The organism is Hydrogenophaga sp., assembly GCF_041633695.1.
GTDB lineage: Bacteria > Pseudomonadota > Gammaproteobacteria > Burkholderiales > Burkholderiaceae_C > Hydrogenophaga.
On record NZ_JBFJMY010000025.1, the window covers coordinates 1 to 20,426 of the forward strand.

The 20,426-nt window shown below is 66.9% G+C and carries 5 protein-coding genes; 4 read left to right on the forward strand and 1 reads right to left on the reverse strand.

The annotated features are described in order from the left end of the window. On the reverse strand, positions 1–13,298 hold a 13,298-nt coding region (locus tag ABYB95_RS02915), incomplete at its 3' end, for a leukotoxin LktA family filamentous adhesin (RefSeq protein WP_372656933.1). Between the two features lie 491 nt (positions 13,299–13,789). Here ABYB95_RS02915 and mutS point away from each other — a divergent pair. The 4 genes from mutS (at position 13,790) to ABYB95_RS02935 (ending at position 20,225) form a co-directional block, all read left to right on the forward strand. Next, positions 13,790–16,429 carry a DNA mismatch repair protein MutS gene (mutS, locus tag ABYB95_RS02920; protein WP_372656934.1) on the forward strand — a complete coding sequence of 880 codons (2,640 nt, stop codon included), beginning with the start codon at positions 13,790–13,792 and terminating at the stop codon, positions 16,427–16,429. Further along, complete coding sequence (locus ABYB95_RS02925) at positions 16,426–17,253, forward strand: peptidase (protein ID WP_372656935.1); 828 nt, start codon at positions 16,426–16,428, stop codon at positions 17,251–17,253. Before mutS ends, ABYB95_RS02925 begins: the two co-directional genes overlap by 4 nt. Before the next feature lie 69 nt (positions 17,254–17,322). Then, positions 17,323–18,156, forward strand: coding sequence for an alpha/beta fold hydrolase (locus ABYB95_RS02930; protein WP_372656936.1), 834 nt, complete (start codon positions 17,323–17,325; stop codon positions 18,154–18,156). A gap of 128 nt (positions 18,157–18,284) precedes the next feature. Beyond that, positions 18,285–20,225 (forward strand): PAS domain S-box protein, encoded by a 1,941-nt coding sequence (locus ABYB95_RS02935; RefSeq protein WP_372656937.1) that lies wholly within the window; start codon positions 18,285–18,287, stop codon positions 20,223–20,225. The last annotated feature ends 201 nt before the right edge of the window (positions 20,226–20,426 follow it).

The following is a 20,426-nucleotide window of genomic DNA, read 5'->3' on the forward strand; positions in this document are numbered from 1 at the left end:
CCGGTGCCACCGGTGGAGTTGAGGTAGATGCCATGGGGCGCGCTGGCGTCGATACGGCCCAGCGCGTCCACCGCCACGTCCAGCGCGTTGTCGCCCCCTGGGCGGCCGATGGTGTTGCCCGCCACCAGGTTCAGGCTGTCGCCGCGCACATCGAGCGCGCGGTCGGCGCGCGCTTCCACCAGGGACTGGTCGGCCGTGAGGTACACATCGCCCTTGGCAAACACGCTGTCCACCACCATGTCGCCGCTGATTTCGCGCACATGCAGGTCGCGCCCCGCGCGTGCCGCCAGGGTGCCGCTGTCCGACAGGTCCACCAGGATAGGCGTGGCCGCACTGCCCAGGTCGCCGCTGCCGGCTTCCAGAATGGCGCGTTGGGCGATCACATGGGTGTTGCCGGCCACGCCTTGTATGCCGGCACCGGTCTTGAGCCGCAGCTCGCCGGTGGACAGCAGCTGGTCGACCAGCACATTACCTTCGGAACCCAGCAGCACATCGCCCTGGGCGCTGGCCTTGAGTCGCCCGGTGACGGTGATGTCCACATCTTCTTTCTGGCGGATGCGGATTTCATCGCCCACCAGTTCGATGTCGGAACGCTCGGCGGTGAGCAAGGCCAGCTTCTGGTCGTCGTCCAGTGTGCCCAGGTCGGTGCCGCGCCGAATCACCACCGCAGCGGCCTTCTCCAGGCCGATGCCGTCGCGTGCGACCAGGTGGATGTCCTGGCCGATCACGTTGGATTCTTCAATCCGGATATCGGTATCCGACACCGGGCGCAGCAGGCCCACGGCGAGCGCGTTGCTCAGCTGCGCGTCGCTCCACACCGCGCCTTTGGACAAAGCGGTTTTCTCGCTATCGTCCAGCACCGCGTTGTAGTTCGCCACATAGTCACCACCGCCAAAGCGCTGGTAAGCCGCGTGGTAGGCCGTGGTCTGCTGGTCTTCGTAGGCCGACACCTGGGCGTCGGTCCAGCCGTTCGCGGTCTTCAGCTCGCTGGCTTGCTCGGCAGAGGTCTTGAAGCGGTAGTTCGCGTTGTAGGCGTCGGCGGTGGTGCCGCCCTCGCCCACCTGCTGCAGGTTGCGCATGCGGAAGTAGTCTTCGTAGGCCTGCTTGCGCTTGGCCGCCTGCACTTCCAGATTGCGCTCACGCGCCTGTTCGGCAGCGGCACCGCGCAGGCGCATTTCGTCCCAGAGCGCCAGCAGCTCGGCGCGCGTGCTTTCGTCCACCTGCTCCACCGTGTTGGCGTCCAGCAGCTTGCCATCGGGCACCGCCAGACTCACGTTGCCGGCTTGCGACTGGATTTTCTGCACCCGCATGTCGCCCGTGGCCTCGCTCAGGTGGATATCACCAGCGGCGCTGGCCGAGAGCGTGCCCGCGCCACCCAGGTTGTCCACCAGCAAAGGCGTGGCCAGACCGCCGATCTGGCCGGAGAGCGACACCAGATTCAGGTTGACGCCGCTCACCGTGGTGCCACCGGTGGTGCCACGCAGCAAGCGGTCGGCGGTCAGGAACACGTCGCCCTGGTTGGCCTGCACGCTGGCCACGCGGAATTCGCCACCGATCTCTTTGATCGCCACGCCCAGGGGGGCGCTGGCGGTCAGCACGCCGTCCACCAGGCCTTTGCCGGGGTCGGCATCGGTGAGGTTGATCTGCACCGGTGCCGCCGCGCTGCCAATGGCGCCGTTGGCCGATGTCATGTTCAGCTGGCTGGCAACGATGCGCGCGTCGTCCGACAGGCTTTGTATGCCTGCCCCGGCGCTCAGCGTGGTGTCCCCGGTGAGGCCGCGCACCAGACCGCCCAGCAGCAGTTGCCCAGTGCCCGCGTCCACCCGCAGATCGGCGGTATCAAAGCCGGTGAACTTCACCTTCACTTCTTTGGATGCGTTGAGGCTGTGCTGGTAGTACTCGTTCACCACGGTGCGGAAATACTTGTGGGTGGTGATGTCTTCCTTGGCGCAGGCACCCTCTATGCACAAGACACCGTTGCGGGTCGTGTAGTCGTTCTTGTATTTGTACGGACCGCTGGTGTACTTCGAATAGTCCATCGCGTAGTCGGCCGATCCGCCACCGGTCGATAGCCAGTCGCCCGTGAGGCGTGCGGTGTACACATTGCTCGTGCTCACGCTGTCCGGCGGATCGCTGTCGGGCCAGAGGAAATCGATGCCGAACAGCACCCGCGTGGTGTACACCCGGTCTTCGTCGGTCTGCGTGCGCTCACCGTTGATCCAGTTGAAACGCCGGTTGGTCAAGGGCTGGAAGGTGGTGTCCCGGCCCGAGGTACTGGCGATCAGCGTGGTGGGCTTGCCGTCGGCGTCCACCGTGGCGCTGGTGTGGGTGGTGATGGTGTCGCCCAGACGGGTGATTTCGGTCACCAGTGGCTGGTTGAAGCGGTCGCGCTGCGAGGTGTCCGTGATGTGGATCAGGCCTTCAACACCGGGGCCGGTGTCGAGCTTGCCCACGGCAATGTCGTAGTGCGTGGTGTTGCTCACGTTGATGCGGCCATAACCGTCCATCACGCGCAGCTCGCCGTTGCCGGTCGAGAAGATGTCACCGAACAATTCCATGTGGCCGCCACCCATGCGCACATTGTCGAGTTCGAGCCGGTCGTTCTGCGCGTCGTAGCGGACCTTGATGGTGCTGCTTTCCGGCGCCGGGTTGTTCAGGTCCAGATAACGCTCAGCGGTGCCCGGGTTGGCCAGCCAGGCCGAACGCGCGGCGCTGATCTTGCCGGCGTTGGCGCCGCCGATGAGGCCGTTGTCGATCACCATCTGGCGGTCCGGCAGACCGGCCTGGATCACGCCGTTGATGTTGAGCTTCTGGCCGCTGATGTAGACGTTGTTGCCCGCGATGGTGGTGCTGCAACTCTTGGGGTCGCTGCTGCACACCAGTGGCAGGCCGTTCTGCGAATAGTCGGCCTTGGCGCCTTCCCGGGTGTCGGGCAGGCTGCCCAACTGGGCGATCGGGTCGCCACCCTGGTGGGTGAAGCCCGGCGTGTAGGTCTTGATGAAGTCGCCACCGGTGGCGATGTTCACCGTCTCGGCGTTGATGTTGGCCGACACACGCAAGGTACCGTGGCTCTTGGCAATGGCTTCGCCACCCAGGTTGTTCACGTCGCCACGCATCCAGAGCTGGGCGGGCGAATCGGGAATGGCGTCGCGGCTGTTGGTGTTCTCTACCCGGATCACCGGCTTGGGCGAGGTTTCGGCGTTCAGCAGGCTGCCAAAGTTGGCCGTCTTGCCGACCGCGTTGCGGTCGTTGATCGCGCCGTTGGAACCCACGCTCAAACCGTTGAAGGTGATCAGGCCACCGCCCTCGTCGGGGATGGTGAGCTTTTGCGTCTGCATGAAGCGGGTGGACTGGTTCTCGATGTCGATGCGCACATCGCCCGGCGCTTCGATCGCGCCGCTGGCCGCTCCGGTGAGGTACTTGCCGGTGATGCGCACATTGCCGCTGCGCGCCGTGGTGTCCAGAATATCGATGAAACCCACCAGCGGTGCGGCGCGCAAGGCGTCGAGCTGCTGCTGGAGAATGCGCGCGTCGTTGTCCAGTGCCAGCGCGGCGTCGGCCGCATCGGTGCCGGCGTAGCTGTCGGCGGCGGCGCGCAACTGGCTGGCCTTGCCGGTCAGTGCCGCGATTTCGGCGGCGAGTTCGGTCGCCAGGTTGACGTTGTCGCGCAAGCGCCATTTGTCGGCCATGCCCTCCGAGGTGTCCACCGTGCTGCCGTCGGCAGCCAGCGTCAGCCACTGGTGGTGGCGTATGCCGGCCTGCACCGTGCCGTCCACGTTCACGCCCGAGGCCGGGTCCGCGCCCTGCAGAAAGGCCAAGGGCACGTTGGCGTTGTCGTAGGTGGAGCCACCGGTGATCTTCAGCGAAGACGTGTCGGCGCCGAAAAAGTCGCCGATCGCGGCCAAGGTTTCGCGGTAGGCGTCGGTGCCTTCGCCAAAACCCCGCGTGCGGTGGCGGCCTTCGCTGGCGGTGAGGTGCACGCTTTGCACCGAGCGCACCTGCGCGCCTTGGGCCACGTTGACCGTGTTGTACTGCGTCACCGAGCCATAGGCTTCGGGATCGTTCTCCACCGGCAAGGCGGTGTAGTTCCACAAGCGGGTTTCGGCATCGGCGTACAAGTCGTTGCCGTCTTGCCGGTTGGTGCCCGCCATCAGGTGCACATCGCCCTCGGCCTCCACCTTCGCGCCAGCGGCCAGCTCGACCCGGTTGTTGGCCCCAATGCTGGCCACCGAATCGCCTTCCGAAGCGCCGGCCAGGCCGTAGGTCTTGGAGTGGGCGGTGGCGTGGATTTGCGCGTCGGTGCGGGTCGACAGATTCGCCTCGCCGTCGCTGAGCAAGGTGGCGTCGGCGCCCAGCTTCACCAGCGCGTTGTTGCGGTCGTTCTGGATCACCGATTCGGCCTTGGCGATGGCGACAGCGCCACCGGAATCCAGCCGCACGCGGTCGTAGGCCCGTACCTTGTTCCAGGCCGCCAGGTCCATCTGGCCCACGGCATCGCCCGCCACGGCCACAGCGACCTGGGCGGCGTTCTCCAGCTCCACCAAAGCGTTGTTGCGGATGGTGGATTCGGAGCGTGCCGCAGCACCGTTGAGCAAGCCGCCGGAGCCGGAGTCCACGTTGTAGCCACTGGCCAGCGCGGGCTTGACGATGTCGTTCCAGGCCTGGGCATCAAAGCCCCCCGTGTTCACGGTCAGCTGGCGCCCCACGGTGGCGCGGGTGTCGGTATCGACCCGGTTGGTGGCGCGCGCACCAGAGAAGCCCACCGCCGAAGCGCTGGTGGAGTCGGCGCGGCTGTCGAAGTTGACGTGTTGCGCCGCCGTCAGTTCGACTTGGGCGGCATCCACCTGCCCGCCACTGCCGCTGGCGCCGCCCAGGCGCGCATAGGTACGGGCATCGGCATCGGTCTCGCTCTTGGAGGCCACCACCACACCCAGGCCACCGGCACCGGCCAAGGTGTTGGCACGCAGCCGGTCGCTGCCGTCGGCACGCACTTGCAGCGTGCCCGCCGCGAGCGTGGGGTTGTCACCCACGGTGGCATAGGTTTGGGTGTCGGTCTGGGCCTTGGCGGCGTTGCTGCCTGCGGCCAGCAAACCGCCCACGCTGATACCGGTCACATCGGCATCGACCGAGGTGTCGGAGTTGGCATCGACCCGCAAGGTGCCGGCGACGCGCAACTGGTTGCCCGCCCCGACTTCGCTGGCGGTGTAGGTGCGCGCCGTGGCTTTGGAATCGGTGGCGCTGGCGCCGAGCAACAGGCCACCCGCAGCGGCCATGGCATCGCTCTCGGCGGTCTTGCTGCGCATGCGGGTTTCGGCCAGCACGGTCATGCCTTGGGCCACCACGTCCACCGCGCTGCCGGTGCTGGCCACGGCGCGGGTCTGCACCAGCGCATCGGCCATGGAAACACCGATACCGGCCCCTGCGGCCACGGCCACGCCGACCGCGTTGGCTTTGGCCAGCGGGTCCACGTCGGCACGCACCTGGGTCAGACCGGTGGCGGTGCGGATCACCGCGTTGTTGCCGATACGGGCCTGGGCCGAGGACGTGTCCTTGGCGTTGGCGTCGGCACCGGCGCCCGAGAACAAACCGCCAGAGGCGGCGATCACGTCGGCGTCGCTGTCGGTCTGGCTGTGGCCATGCACATCCAGCGAACGGGCTGTGATCTGGGCGCCGTCCCGGATCTGGGCCGAGGCCTCGCCCGATTCGGTGACATGGGCGATCGACGCACCCACCCCGACCACACCCACGGCAGCGGCCACGCCTTCGGCCTGCAGGTCGTGATCCAGACCCGCATCGACCGTCACGGCGCCGTTGACGGCGTTCACCGTGCCGCCGATTTCGGCCAGCGCGGTGGACGATTTCTGGTGCCAGGCCAAGCTGGCGGCCAGGCCGGCCAGACCACCACCACCGGCATAGGTGCGCAGCAGCGAGGCGTCGGACTGGTCGTCGGTGGCGCGCACGCTGACCCGACCACCCGCCGTGGTGTTGCCTTGCAGCGAGGCCACGGTCTTGTCTTGCACCGTGGCGATGGCAATGGCACCGCCCAGCGAGAAGCCGCCCGATGCCGCTGCGCCCACGGCGATGGCGTCGGTGTCGGTGCGGTTGTGCGCGTGCACCTCCACATCGCCACCGGCCTTGAGCGTGGCGCCCGAGGCGACACTGGCCGCCGCCGAGCTGTTGTTGGGTGCGGCGTCCAGGTCTTGCGCCACGTTCACACGCTGGCGCGCGCTGTCGGCCCGCGCGGCGGACGGGCCGCCCTCGCTGCCCATCTGGTCGCCGGTGGCGCTGGCGCTGGCCATGTCACCGGCCTTGCCCACCGAGCCGCTGCTGTTGTCCTTGGCGTCGCCCTCGGGGCGCGCGCCGACCGAGATCACCGAGACCGCACCCGCGATGCCTGCGGTGTAGCCGCCCGCGATGGCGGTCGAAATCGAGTTCACATCGCGCGTCGCATCGGCGGCGATGCGGATGTGTCGGTCGGCGGTGATGCTGGCACCGCTGTCCACACGGGCCGAAGCACCGTTGTGCACCAGCACCACGTCGGCCACCGCACCCACACCGGCGCCACCCAGGCCAATGCCGAGGCTGCCGACCTTGTTGTCGACCTGGGAGCGGTCGCTGGCCGTGACGTGCACGTCCTGCTCGGCGCCGCCGTAGGCGTTGTCGGCGTTGATGCCGACGCCTGCGCCCACCACCGCATCGGTGCTGCCTTTGAGCACCACCACGTTCACGGTGCCCGCAATGCCTGCGCCGCCAGCCGCCGCGGCGGTGTAGGCGTAGTCGTGCTGTTTGAAATCGGAAGCCGCGTTCACCAGGGTGTTGCCATTGGCGTTCAACGCGCTGCTGCCGCTGACGCGGGCCTGCGTGTTCTGCTCGGCCACCGTGACCGCTGCCGTGATGCCGACACCGGCCGCACCGCTGACCGCGAGTGCACCGGCTTTCAGGTCCACGTCGGTATCGGAGCGCGCCTGCACCTTCAGGCTGCCTTGGGAATCCAGCCGCGCGTTTTCGGCCAAGGCCTGCGTGCTGCCATCGAGCAAGACCACGCCCACGGTACCGGCCAGGCCCGCGTAGGTGCCACCACCGACGGCGATCACCCCTTGTGTGATGTCGGTGCTGGAACCCGCGTCCAGCGCCACGGCTTTGGTCGCTTGCGCCCGCGCATCCTGCACACGTGCCGTGGTGTTGTGCGACACCACCGCTGTGTCGGCCGCGCCGCCCACACCGGCATCGCCGCCAATGGCCGCGCCACCGGTGCCCGACACGATCTTGTCGTGGTGGTAGGCCGCCACACGCGCTGCTTGTTCGGCACCGCCAAATGCGGTGTTCAGCCGGGCGCCGTCGCTCAGCTGCGCCGTGGTGCTGCCGCCCACCATGGCCACGCTGACCGTGGCCGCCACGGCGGCACTGCCGCCGCCTGCGGCGCTCAGCGCGGCGTTCTCCACCTCGGCGGTGGACGATGCCAGCACGGCAACACCGCGCACGCTGTCTTTTTCTCGGCGGTCTTGGAGCTCGCCTGTGGTCTTCAGCGCACCCGCGTCCACCTGCAGCGCAGCGCCCTGGCCCAAGGCGCTGACTTGCGTGTTCGCGCCCGTCACCTCGGCCAGCGTGCTGGCGTGCAAATCGTTGAAGGCGATACCGCCCGCCGCGCCCAGCGAGCCACCCAGGCCCACCGCTCCGGCCTTGGACGCGATCTTGTCGTCGGCCTGCGCCGCCACCAGCACATTGCCACTGGCGTTCACATGGGCGCCATCGGCCACGCGCGCGGTGGTGCTGCCACCCGCGTCGTTCAAGGCGATGGAGCCGGCAAAACCGGCGGTTCCCGCGCCGGAGCCCGAGATCGCCCAGACATCGAGCGTGGCCGCACGTTGGGCTTGCACCAGCACCTGCTCGCCCGCCGCCGTGCCGCCGCTGATTTCGGCCTTCACGTCGCCGCCGATGCGGTTGTAGGAACCCGCCGCGCCCACCGCGCCATTGCCACCCACCGCCGCTGCGCCTGTGATGGACAGAATCTCCGAGCTGTCGCGCGCCAGCAGCTGGGTGTCGCCACCGGTGCTGTTCAAGCTCGACCGCGTGGCCGATGCGAGGGTGGTGTTGTCGATCTGGTTGATGCCCAGCGAGCCCGCCACCGCCACCTTGGCGCCACCACTGCCGCCCACCGCGATGCTGCGGATGTCGGCGTCTTCGTTGGCCTTGATCTGCACGCCCGCGCCGCTCAGCTGGGCGTCGGTCGCACTGGCCTCGGTCCGGTTTTCGATCACGTTGTAAGCGGCGGCAATGCCCACCGCAGCAGCACCACCCGAAAGCGCTGCGCTCCCGGCGGTGGAATTGAGCCGTGCGGTGTCGCTGGCGGCCAGCTCGACCTGGTCGCGCGCTTGCACGCGGGCTGCGTTCACCTGCGCGCTCACCGTGTTCTCGGTCTGCACCGCGGAGAAGGAACCCGCAACCGCGACCTTGTCGCCCAGGCTGCCGGCGGCGGCAATGGCTTCGACTTCGGTGTTGGCGGTGGCCTTGACCGCCACGCCACCGGCGCTGGCCGCCACATCGGCGCCGTCGCGCACACCCGCTTCCACCGTGTTGTTCACCTCACTCCACGCCACTGCGGCGCCCACACCGGTCTTGCCGGCGCTGGCGCCAATGCTGCCGCTCACCGCGAAGATGTTCGACTGGTCCTGGGCGTCGATGGCGACGCCGCCATGGGCGTCCAGGCCCGCTGCCGTTTTCTTGCCCGACACGTAGGCCCGGGTCTCGTTCTCGATCGTGTTGATCGACACCGATCCGGCGGCGGCCATGGTGCCCTTGCTCAGACCCAAAGCGGCCGTGATGGTGTCGATGCTGTTGTCGGTCTCGGCCGACAGGTTCAGGGTGCCGGCGGCTTCCAGGTCCGAATCGTCGACATGGGCCAGGGTCTTGTTGTGCAGCTTATTCAAGGCAAACGACAGGCCCACGCCCGCCTTGCCACCAAAGGCCAGCGCACCGGCCACCGACTGGATGCCGGAGTGGTCGTACGCGCGGATGCTGGCGTTGTTCACGCCGCTCAGCGTGGTGTTCACCACATAGGCCTGGGTCTGGTTGCCGATGTCGTTGATCGACACCGAACCGGCCACGCCGGCCTTGCCCTTGGCGCCGGCCACGCTGGCCGACAAGGTCTTGATATTGCCGGAGACTTCGGCCTTCAGGTTCAGGTCCCCGGCCTGGGTCAGGCTGGCGTTGTCGATATAGGCGGCGGTGTTGCCCGCCAAACTGTTTTGCGCATACGACCCGGCCAGGCCGTTGCCGTCTGGCTGCGTGGAAATGCTGACCGCGCCCGCCAGCGCGTTGATGGCCAGCGTGTTGTGGGCGTCCAGCGTGGCGTGGCGCGCCTGCTGCACCTGCACACCATCGGCCACGTAGGCCAGGGTATCGGCCTGGATGTCGTTCACCGAAGCGTCGCCCGACATGGCGATGCCGAACTTGCCCTTGCCCGCGCTGCCCCCGGCGGCACTGCCCGAGCCGTCCTGGGTTTCGCCCGCGTCGCTGGGTGCGGTGGTCTGGGCGCTGCTCTGTGTGGCCAGCGCACCGGCCACCGAATAGGCACCGATTTCCGTGTAGGCCTTGGCCTTGACCGCGAGATCGCCGCCGCTGCGCACCACGCCGGTGGCGGGTGCGGTGTCGTTCAGCGGATCGTGGTTGCCGATATAGGCCGCCACCTGGCTCTCCACCGTGTTGAGCGAGACCGACATGCCAATGCCCACCGGGCCTTTGGTGGCGACCACACCACCGGCCACCGAGACCATTTCCAGATCGCCCACCGCTTCCACCTGGACGTTCCCGCCGGCTTCGACGCGGGCCTTGTCGTCGATATAGGCCACGGTGTCGGTGTGCACGGTATTGGCCGACAGTGCGCCTTCCAGACCGACCTTGTCGGAGCTGCCACCGGCTTCCGTCACCGTGATCAACTGGCTGACGGATTCGGCTTTCACATCCACGTCTTGCACCGCGCGCACATCGGCGCCGTCGCGGATGCCGGCCACGGCCTCACCGTCGATGTTGAGGAAATTGCCCGAGCCGCCCACGGCGGCCTTGCCACCGCTGGAGCCGAGAAACTTCTTGGACAAGATGCCCACGGCGTTGACGCTGTTGACCTCGTTCTTGGCGTACACGTTCACCGCCTGCTGGCTCAGATCGAGCGCGGGCTCCAGCGCCTGGGTGTAGCGCGTGTTGATGCGCGCACCCTCGCCAATCTCGGCCTTGGACTTGTTGTCCATGCCCAGCACGCTCACCGCCACCGCCAGACCCAGGCCTTCTTTGCCTTTGGCCGAATTGATCGCGTACGAGGTCAGCAGCAGATCGAGGATGCTGCCCTGCAGGTGTTCGAGGATGACTTCCGGCGAACTCCAGTCGATCTGCCACGGATAGGGCACCAGGGTTTGTGCGTCCACCCGCAGGCCGCTTTGCGCGTCCACCACGGCCTGGTTGCCGATGGTGGCGTGGGCGTGGTTGGCGAAATCCGCCACCACCGCCGAGCCGCCGATGGCGGTGCCGGTGGAGGTGGACTTGGCGCCCACACTGGCCGAGGGCCGGTCGGTGATGTGGGCCAACACGTCTACCCGGCCGGCGGATTTCACGCTGGCCTGGTTGGCAATGCTGGCGTTGGCGGTGTTGGTCGAGTCGCTGTAGGTCACGGCACCCGAGGCGTTGAACTTGCCTTCCTTGATGCCGGGGAACATGAACTGCGTGAGCTTGTCCGCCGTGCCCTGCTTCATCAGGCCGGTGGCGCCCAGCACCGAGCCGACCACGTTGCGCTGGATGCCGGCTTTGAAATTGGTGATCTTGGCCGACAGGCTGCTCGGATTGCCCAGGGTCGCGGCGTTGGCGCTGGTGTTGTTCTGCGAAATGTCGGTCGTGGCGGCCACTTTCACGTCGCCCGTGTTCGTGGTCACGTCGCCACCCAGGGTGGCGGTGGTCTCGGTATCGGACACGTTCACCGCCACCGCCAGACCGACACCGCTGCCGCCGGCGTTCTTGGATTCCGCCACCACGGACAGCTCGGACTCGGTGGTGGCCAGCAGCTCCAGTTCACCGGCGACGGTGCTGGTCTGGTCGCCCACCACGGCCCGGGTGGTGATGCTGTTCTTGCCGCGTGCGAAGGTGGCGTCTACCGGTTTGTTGACGGAGTTCACCGTCGCGGTGACCTCCATCTCCACATCGGAACCGGCCTTCACCGTGGTCTTGCCGCCCGAGCGCAAGGCGCTGCTGCCCTCCACCCAGGTTTCGGCGACGGCGGTGGATTCACCCCAGGCGGCCGAGAACAGGAGCGGACTGGCGAAGCTGGGGCTGGCCACCGACACCGCTTCGGCGCTGATGTCCAGGGAATCGACCGCTTGCACCACGCTGGCACCGGACACATTGGTCTTGGCGCGGGACTCGGACAAGGCCACCAGCGGCACGCCGCTGAAATCGAACAGCTGGTCGTCGAGCAACTGCACCGTGCCGCTGTCCGGGTCGGGCAACCAACTCTGGTCGGCCAGGCGCAGGGCTTTGCCCAGCACATTGAAGGTGAGCGAGGTGTCGCTCTGGCTGGAGATGTTCACCTTCTGGCCGCTGATGTGGCTGGCCACGGTGGGGCCGGCAGCGGGTACGTGGTCGCCCACCAGCACCGTGGCGGTGGCCTTTTTCTCGAACCCGGCGCGCGCGCCGGCTTGGGCCGAGATGTTCACCTCGCCACTGGCTTGCACCGTGCTGCCCAGCCATTCGGTTTTGGCCGTGGCCGTGGTCTTGATGGCCAGGTACTCGCCGCCGGGGCCGTCGGAAAGGTCGTCCAGCTCCGAGCTCAAATAGCTTTGTGCATCGGCCGCGCTGATGGCCGGATTCGCCTCCAGCACCTGGGCGATGAGCGAGGTGTCGGCCGTGGCGGCGATCGTCACGTCGCGCCCTTTGACCACGGCATGCTTGGCCAGGATGCTGGCGTCCGCGTTGCGGCTGGCGCCCACGGCGTTGATGTCGGTGGCCAATACCTTCACGTCACCACCGGCGTGGTTGGCATCGCCTTGCGCCAGCAGCATGGCACCGTCGCCCAGCGCGATGTGTGCGGCCTTGAGCGTGAGCGCGCCCGAGGCGCCCTGCGAAGCTCCGTTGATGTGGTCGTTGCGGCTGCCGCCCGCGACATCGCGCGTGGAGACCACCACGCCATCGGCCACGCTGAGGTTCTGGTTCGCTTCCAGCGTCAGGCTGCCCGCGTCCCAGCTCACGCCATCGCTGCTGGTGTTGCCACCGGTGCTGCGCAGCAAGTCGCTGCCGATGTTCAGGTTGGCCGGGTCGATCAGCACGGCACCGGCCACGCCTTGCGGGGCACGCGCCTGCAGGCTGCCGCCCGCCAGGTTCACGGTGTGCTGGGCCGAGAACTCGACGAAACCACCGTCGCCGCTGTCGCCCGCGTTGGCCGACACCACGGCACCGGCTTGCAGGTCGGCATTGCGCTCGGCCATCACGCGCACCGATCCCCCGTCGCCCCCGCTGGCCAGGCCATCGGCAGACACCTGCCCGGCCACCGCCACGTCTTGCGCCGCCACGATGCGGATCACACCGCCGTCCACCTGCACCGCCGCCGCCGGCGCCACGCCTTGTACATTCACCAGCTCGGCAAACGCCACCCGGGCCCGGGCGCCCGCCAGCACCTGCGCACCGGTCGCCACGTCCACCGAGCCCCCGGCCAGCGTGACCGCCTCGGTCGCGTTGATGCGCCCCTGCACCCGCACCAGACCGCTCTCGCTCAAAGGCATGCTGCCCGCCAGCGCCTGGTCGGTCGCCGCCTGGCCGATCTCGCCACCCGGCGCCACCAATTCGTTCATGAAGGCGGGTGTGGGCGTGGCCAGCGTCAGGCTGCCCACATTGAGCACGCCCTGTTTGCCCACCACGATGCCGTGCGGGTTGAGAAAGAACACGTTGCCGCCGATATGGCCGTCCTGGTAGGCGTTGACCATGCCGTGGATACTGGACTGCTCGTCGTGCACCAGGTTGAGCAGGTTGCGGGTCTGGTCGGGCAGGTGCAGGTTCACCGTGGTGGCGCTCTCCACGTTGAAGCGCGAAAACGAATTGAAACCGGTGGGCCCGCGCACCGTCTGGGTACTGACGTCCGTCACCGCTCCATTTACCGAAACCTGGGTCTGCGTGCGCCCGTCCACCACGATGGCCTGCGCCGACGCCGCAACGCCGTGTATGGCGGCCACCACGCCGACGAAGGTGTTCAAGGCCTGGTTCCAGGCGCAACGGCGCAACAAGCAAAGGTATTGGCGGCGAAGATAGGCTTCTGCGGATTTCATGGCGATCCCTGATGATTTGGGTTTTGACGGCAGGACCGGGCACGAGGGCTCGGTGTGTCGTTGCTGTGCGGTGCGGGCCTGCAAAGCAAGCGGCGGCGGTGTGGTGGCGCCCAAAGAGGGCTGACCGGTGGCGGTGCTCTGGTGTGTGCGGCGTCCAAAGCCCGGTCAGGGCCCGGATTTTGTCGCCAAACCACCTCGTCATGCAGGCATATGTCACACAAAGGTGAACCCGTTCTCCCTCAAAACGGGTGCGGCATGGAGCAATCTGTTACGAAAAGTTCTCGGGCATCAAAACATAGGCCTTTGCCCCCTGTCAACCCTTGCGCGGTTGATCCGCCTGTTCAGACCCACAAAGCGCTGCGGCCAGGGGTTCCTGGGGGCCGATGACCGGGCCGCCAACCGCTACAGTGGACAATACCGCTGGCGGTCAAGATCACACACGGTGAATGGCCCGCCCAACTCCCACCCCAGCGAAGGCGATCCACCCCCTTATGACCGACCAGGCCAGTCCTCACACCCCCATGATGCAGCAGTACCTGGCCATCAAGGCCGAGTACCCGGACACGCTGGTGTTCTACCGCATGGGGGATTTCTACGAGCTGTTCTTTGGCGACGCCGAGAAGGCCGCGCGCCTGATGGACGTGACGCTGACCCAGCGCGGCCAGTCGGCGGGCCAGCCGGTGGTCATGTGCGGCGTGCCCTTTCATGCGCTCGACACCTACCTCTCGCGCCTGATCCGCCTGGGCGAGTCGGTCGCGCTGTGCGAACAAGTGGGCGACGTGGCCACCGCCAAAGGCCCGGTGGAGCGCAAGGTGGTGCGCGTGGTCACACCCGGCACCCTGACCGATACCGAGCTGCTGTCGGACAAGTCCGAGGCCCTGCTCATGGTGGTACACCAGGGCGCGCGCACCGGCTGCGGCCTGGCCTGGATGTCGGTGACCCAGGGCACGGTGCACCTGGCGCAATGCAGCGGCGACGAACTGGCCGACTGGGTGGGGCGGATCGGCCCCAGCGAACTGCTGTACAGCGCCGAAGTCACCCCGGCTTTTGAAAAACACGTGACGGCCCTGGCCGCCACGCCCGGCCCGGCGGGCACCCGCCTGAGTCTGGTGCTGCGACCGGCCTGGGCTTTTGATCCGGCGCTGGGCGAGCGCCGCTTGCGCGAACAACTGCAGACGGCCAGCCTGGCGGCGTGGGACGCGCAACACCTGAGCGACGCACACGCCGCCGCCTCGGCCCTGCTCGACTACGCCGAACACACCCAGGGCCGCGCGCTGCCGCACGTGAAAAGCCTGCAAGTGGCGCGCGCCGACGCCTTGCTCGACCTGCCCATGGCCACGCGCCGCAACCTCGAACTCACGCAGACCTTGCGCGGCGAATCCAGCCCGACCCTGTTCTCGCTGCTCGACGTGTGCTGCAGCGGCATGGGCAGCCGCACCCTGCGCACCTGGCTGCTGGAACCCCGGCGCGAGCGCGACCAGGCCCGTGCCCGGCTCGCCGCCATCACCACTTTGCGCGGCGGCCTGTACAAAACCCTGCGCCAACAACTCAAGGGTGCCAGCGACGTGGAACGCATCACGGCCCGCACCGCGCTGCGCCAGGTGCGCCCGCGCGAACTCGTGGGCCTGGGCCAGACGCTGGAGCGCTCGGCCCAGCTCGCGCAAAGCCTGCGCGCAGGCGGCGTGGCGGGTGTGGCGCTGCTGGAGCAGATCGCGCAAGACCTGGTGCCGCCGCCCGCCAGCATCGAACGGCTGCAGGCCAGCCTGCTGCCCGAACCCGCCGCCCTGGTGCGCGACGGCGGCGTGATCGCCCATGGCCTGGACGCCGAGCTGGACGAGCTGCGCGCCATCCAGACCAATTGCGACAGTTTTCTGATCGACCTGGAAGCCCGTGAACGCGCACGCAGCGGCATCGCCAACCTGCGGGTGCAATACAACAAGGTGCACGGCTTCTACATCGAAGTCACGCAAGGCCAGCTCGACCGCGTGCCCGAAGACTACCGCCGCCGCCAGACGCTGAAGAACGCCGAGCGCTTCATCACGCCCGAACTCAAGACCTTTGAAGACAAGGCGTTGTCGGCGCAAGAGCGCGCCCTGGCGCGCGAAAAATGGCTGTTCGAACAGCTGCTGGACGAACTGCAACACTTTCTGGAGCCACTCACCCGCCTGGCCCGCGCCATGGCCGCGCTGGACGCGCTGTGTGCGCTGGCCGAGCGCTCGCTCACGCTCGACTGGTGCGCACCCGAGTTCAGCGCCCAGCCCTGCATCGACATCCGGGGCGGCCGCCACCCGGTGGTGCAGGCCCGGCTGGAAGAAACCAGCGGCGCCAGCTTCATGGCCAACGACACCGTGCTCGGCCCCAAGCAGCGCATGCAAGTCATCACCGGCCCCAACATGGGCGGCAAGAGCACCTATATGCGCCAGGTCGCGGTGATCGTGCTGCTGGCCAGCATGGGCAGTTACGTGCCGGCGCAGGCTTGTCGGCTCGGCCCCATCGACGCCATCCACACCCGCATCGGCGCCGCCGACGACCTGGCCAACGCCCAGTCCACCTTCATGGTCGAGATGACCGAGGCGGCACAAATCCTGCACGCAGCCACACCCAACAGCCTGGTGCTGATGGACGAGATCGGGCGCGGCACCTCCACCTTCGACGGGCTGGCGCTGGCCGGCGGCATCGCCACCCATTTGCACGACAAGGCCAAAGCCTTCACCCTGTTCGCCACCCACTACTTCGAACTCACCGAGTTCCCCGCCAGCCACCACGCGGCGGTGAACGTGCATGTGAGCGCGGCCGAACACGGCTCTGGCAACGGCCACAAAGGCGGCATCGTGTTCCTGCACCAGATAGAGCCCGGCCCGGCCAGCCGCAGCTACGGCATCCAGGTGGCACGGCTGGCGGGCGTGCCCAACACCGTGGTGCAACACGCCAGCCACGCGCTGGCCGCGCTGGAAGCGCAAAGCGAACAGAACCGACCCCAGATCGACCTGTTTGCGCCACCACCGGCGCCCCCCGAGAGCGCGCCGCACCCGCTGCAATCGGCGCTCGCCGCACTCGACCCCGACACCCTGAGCCCGCGCGACGCGCTGGAACAGATTTACCGACTCAAAAAACTCGCTGAAACCCCATGACTTACTGCGTCGCCGTCAAACTCCGGGCCGGCATGGTCTTCCTGTCGGACTCGCGCACCAACGCGGGCCTGGATCAGGTCGGCACCTTCCGCAAGATGATCGTCTACGAAAAGCCGGGCGAGCGCTTCATGTGCCTGCTCTCGGCGGGCAATCTCAGCATCGCCCAGTCGGTGCGCGAGATCCTGCAGGTCGAACACCTGCAAGACCCGGAAAACGACAGCGCCATCACGATCTGGAACGCCAAAAGCATGTTCGACGCCGCGCGCGTCCTGGGCTCGGCCGTGCGCCACGTGTACGAACGCGATGGCGAGGCGCTCAAACGCGCGGGCGTGGACTTCAACGTCTCCATGATTTTTGGTGGCCAGGTACAGGGCGAAGGCATGCGCCTGTTCCAGGTCTATTCGGCCGGCAACTTCATCGAAGCCACCGCCGAATCGCCGTTCTTCCAGATCGGCGAATCCAAGTACGGCAAACCGGTGCTGGACCGCGTCATCACGCCCGAGACGCCGCTGGACGAGGCCGCCAAATGCGTGCTGGTCTCGATGGACTCGACCCTCAAGTCCAACCTCTCGGTGGGCTTGCCGCTGGACATGGCGGTCTACGAAGCGGATCAGCTGACGACCGACAAGATCACCTGCATCGACGAGAACAATCCCTACTACCGCATGGTGCACGGCACCTGGGGCGAAAAGTTGCGCGAAGTGTTCGACAGCATCGAAGACCCGACCTGGGATGGCAGCCACACCGAGGTGCCCCTGCTCTGCGCCAGTGCGCGCAGCCAGCCACTCAGGAAAATCACCAACCCCAAGGAAAAACTGATCTGAGCCCAGGCGCCTGCGCGGCAGAAGAAACGTCGGCTCTCTGGGCCTGCTCCGCGCGCCCCACACCCATCTATGTCCTTGATCATTTTTTCCCACGGCAACAGCTTTGCCGCCAGCACCTACGGGGTGTTGTTTCGCTCGCTGCGCGCGCGCGGTTTCCACGTGCGGGCGATCGACAAGTTCGGCCACGACCCGCGTTACCCGGTCACCAGCAACTGGCCCCATCTGGTGCAGCAGCTGGCCGACTTCGCCGCCCCCGAAATCGAGGCGCACGGCGAACCCGCCTGGCTGGTGGGGCATTCACTGGGGGGCTTTCTGAGCCTGATGTGCGCAGCCCGCCACCCGGTATTGGGCGGGCACCCGCTGCGCGGGGTGTTGCTGCTGGACTCGCCGGTGCTGGGCGGCTGGCGTGCCCGCACACTGGGACTGGCCAAACGCGTGCAACTCGTGGGTTCGGTTTCGCCGGGCCGGGTGAGCCGGCAACGGCGCAACAGCTGGTCCGACACCGCCGCCGTGCTGGCGCATTTTGAACACAAGAAAGCCTTTGCCCGCTGGGAACCCGAGGTCTTGCGCGATTACGCCGAACACGGCACCCACGACGAGACCACGCCGCAAGGCACGCAGCGGGTGCTCAGCTTCGACCGCGAGGTGGAGACCGCCATTTACAACACCCTGCCGCACAACCTGGACCGCCTGCTGCGAAGCCACCCGCTGAAGTGCCCGGTGGCCTTCATCGGCGGCACCGATTCGCAGGAAATGCGCCAGGTGGGCATGGACATGACGCACAAGCTGGTCGGAAAAGACCACCCCGATCGGCTGCGCATGGTGGAAGGCACACACCTGTTCCCGATGGAAAAACCGAGCGAAACCGCCGAGACCATTGCCCAGGTCCTGCACACGCTGTAACCCGTCTGGTCGATAAAGCCACGATATACACCCGCGCTTAGGGGCACTTCCGGTGCTCAACTTGCACGCTCTCTGCTACAACGGGAGGAAACCGAACGCGCGTGCAATTTTTTGGAGAACCGTCGTCTATGTCCGCCCAACCGCTGCCCGGCGCAGCGTTTTTGTCCGCCCTCTGGCAGCGGTGGCTACAACATGAGCCCCACCAGACACCCGTCTGGAGCCGGTATGCCGTCGCGGTTCTGCTGACACTGGGTGCGGCCTGGCTGCGCATACAGCTTGCGCCTGCCGAGTCCGGCGGGCGTTTCATCACCTTCTCGATGGCCGCCACGCTGGCCGCGCTTTATGGCGGCTTTCGGGCTGGCATGCTCAGCGTGGTGTTGGGCATGGTGGTGCTCAACTTCTTTTTGGTCCGTCCTTACTTCTCCATGGCCATCGCCAATCCGATGGAGGCGTTCTGGCTCAACCTCTGGCATTTTTTGACGCAGTTGCTGGTGGTGGGCGCCATCGCCCTCATGCAACGGCGCGCGCGCCAGTTGCAGGCCTATGCGAACCAGCTCAAGACCACCGGCGAGCAACTCGACGACACTTTTGAACACACGGCTTCGGGCATGGCGCACAACCGGGTCAATGGCAGTTGGCTGCGTGTCAACCAGACCTATTGCAAATTGATCGGCTACACCCGCGAAGAAATCTGGCAACTCACCTTTCGCGATTTCACGCACCCCGAAGATGTGGATCTGGACGAGACCTTGCTGCGGCGCACTTTGGCGGGCGAGATCACGCACTACCACCTGGACAAGCGCTACATCCACAAGGACGGGCACACCGTCTGGGTGCACCTGAACCTGAACCTGATACGCAAGGCCGACGGCAGCCCGCATTACCTGATCGCCGTGGTGCAAGACATCAGTGTGCGCAAAGCCGCCGAAGAAGCCTTGCGCACCAACGAACGCCTGATGCGCCAGGCCCAGGCGCTGGCCGGGTTTGCCAGTTGGGAGTGCGACATCGCCACCGGTCGGTTCTCGGTCATGGGCGACGCGTATAAAAAGCTGGGGTTACCCGGTCCCGAATGGAATGGCGAGCAACTGAAGGCCTTGATCCACCCCGACGACCGCCAGCGCGTGCAAGACGAATGGCTTCAGGCGGTGCGCGGCGTGCGTCCCTACAACACCGTGTACCGATCACCGCAGGACGGGCTGGTCCGCTGGTTCAACGTGCGCGCCGAGATGGAGCGCGACGACACCGGCCGCGCCATCCGGGCCTTCGGTGTGACGCAAGACATCTCGACCAGAAAACACACCGAACAGGAAATTCAAAAGCTCAATGCCTCGCTGGAGCAGCGCATCCAGGACCGCACCCATGCACTGAAGGCCGCGTACATGGAACTGGAAAGCTATTCCTACACCGTGGCGCACGATCTGCGCTCACCGCTGCGACTGATCAACGGCTTTGCACAGGCCCTGCAAGAAGACCTGCCCGAGCTGCAAGCGCACAACCGCCAGCACCTGGACCGCATCAAGGACGCGAGCAAAAAAATGGGCCTGCTGATCGACGGCCTGCTCAAACTCTCCCAGTACGCCCGTGGCGAAATCCAGCGCCAGCCGTTCAACCTCAGCCAGTTGGCGACCCGCTTGCTGGAAGAACTGGCCAACCAGGACCCCGCCCGCCGCGTGACCTGGGAGGTGCAGCCCGACATCCATGTGCTGGCCGATCGGCCGCTGATCGACGCCTTGCTGCAGAACCTGCTGCACAACGCCTGGAAATACACCCTGCACACGGAGGCGGCGCACATCCGCGTATACACCCGGGAGCAGGCCGACCAGACCCACTACTGCGTGAGCGACAACGGCGTGGGCTTTGACATGGCCCACGCGGAAAAGCTGTTCCAGCCTTTCCAGCGCATGCACATGCCGCACGAATTCGGGGGCCTGGGCATTGGTCTGGCCACCTCGCGGCGCATCGTGCAGCGCCACGGTGGTGATTTAGCCGCCTCAACCAGCCCGGGGCTGGGCGCCACCTTCAGCTTCACGCTGTCCGCCCACCACGACGCTCCAACCAGCATCCACTGAGCCGCGGCATCAGCGCCCGGTTGGGCTGCGTCCCTAGGAGCCTGCGCGGCAGAAGGCGTCGGCTCCTAGGGCTTTTCCTCGCCCGGGACCGGGTCCACCTGCGTGCGCGGGTCCATCAGCAGCACCGCCTGCGAACCGACCCCCATGAGCACGAACTCGGCTTTTTCTTCCACCGGAACCACCACCTTCTTGCGCAAGCGC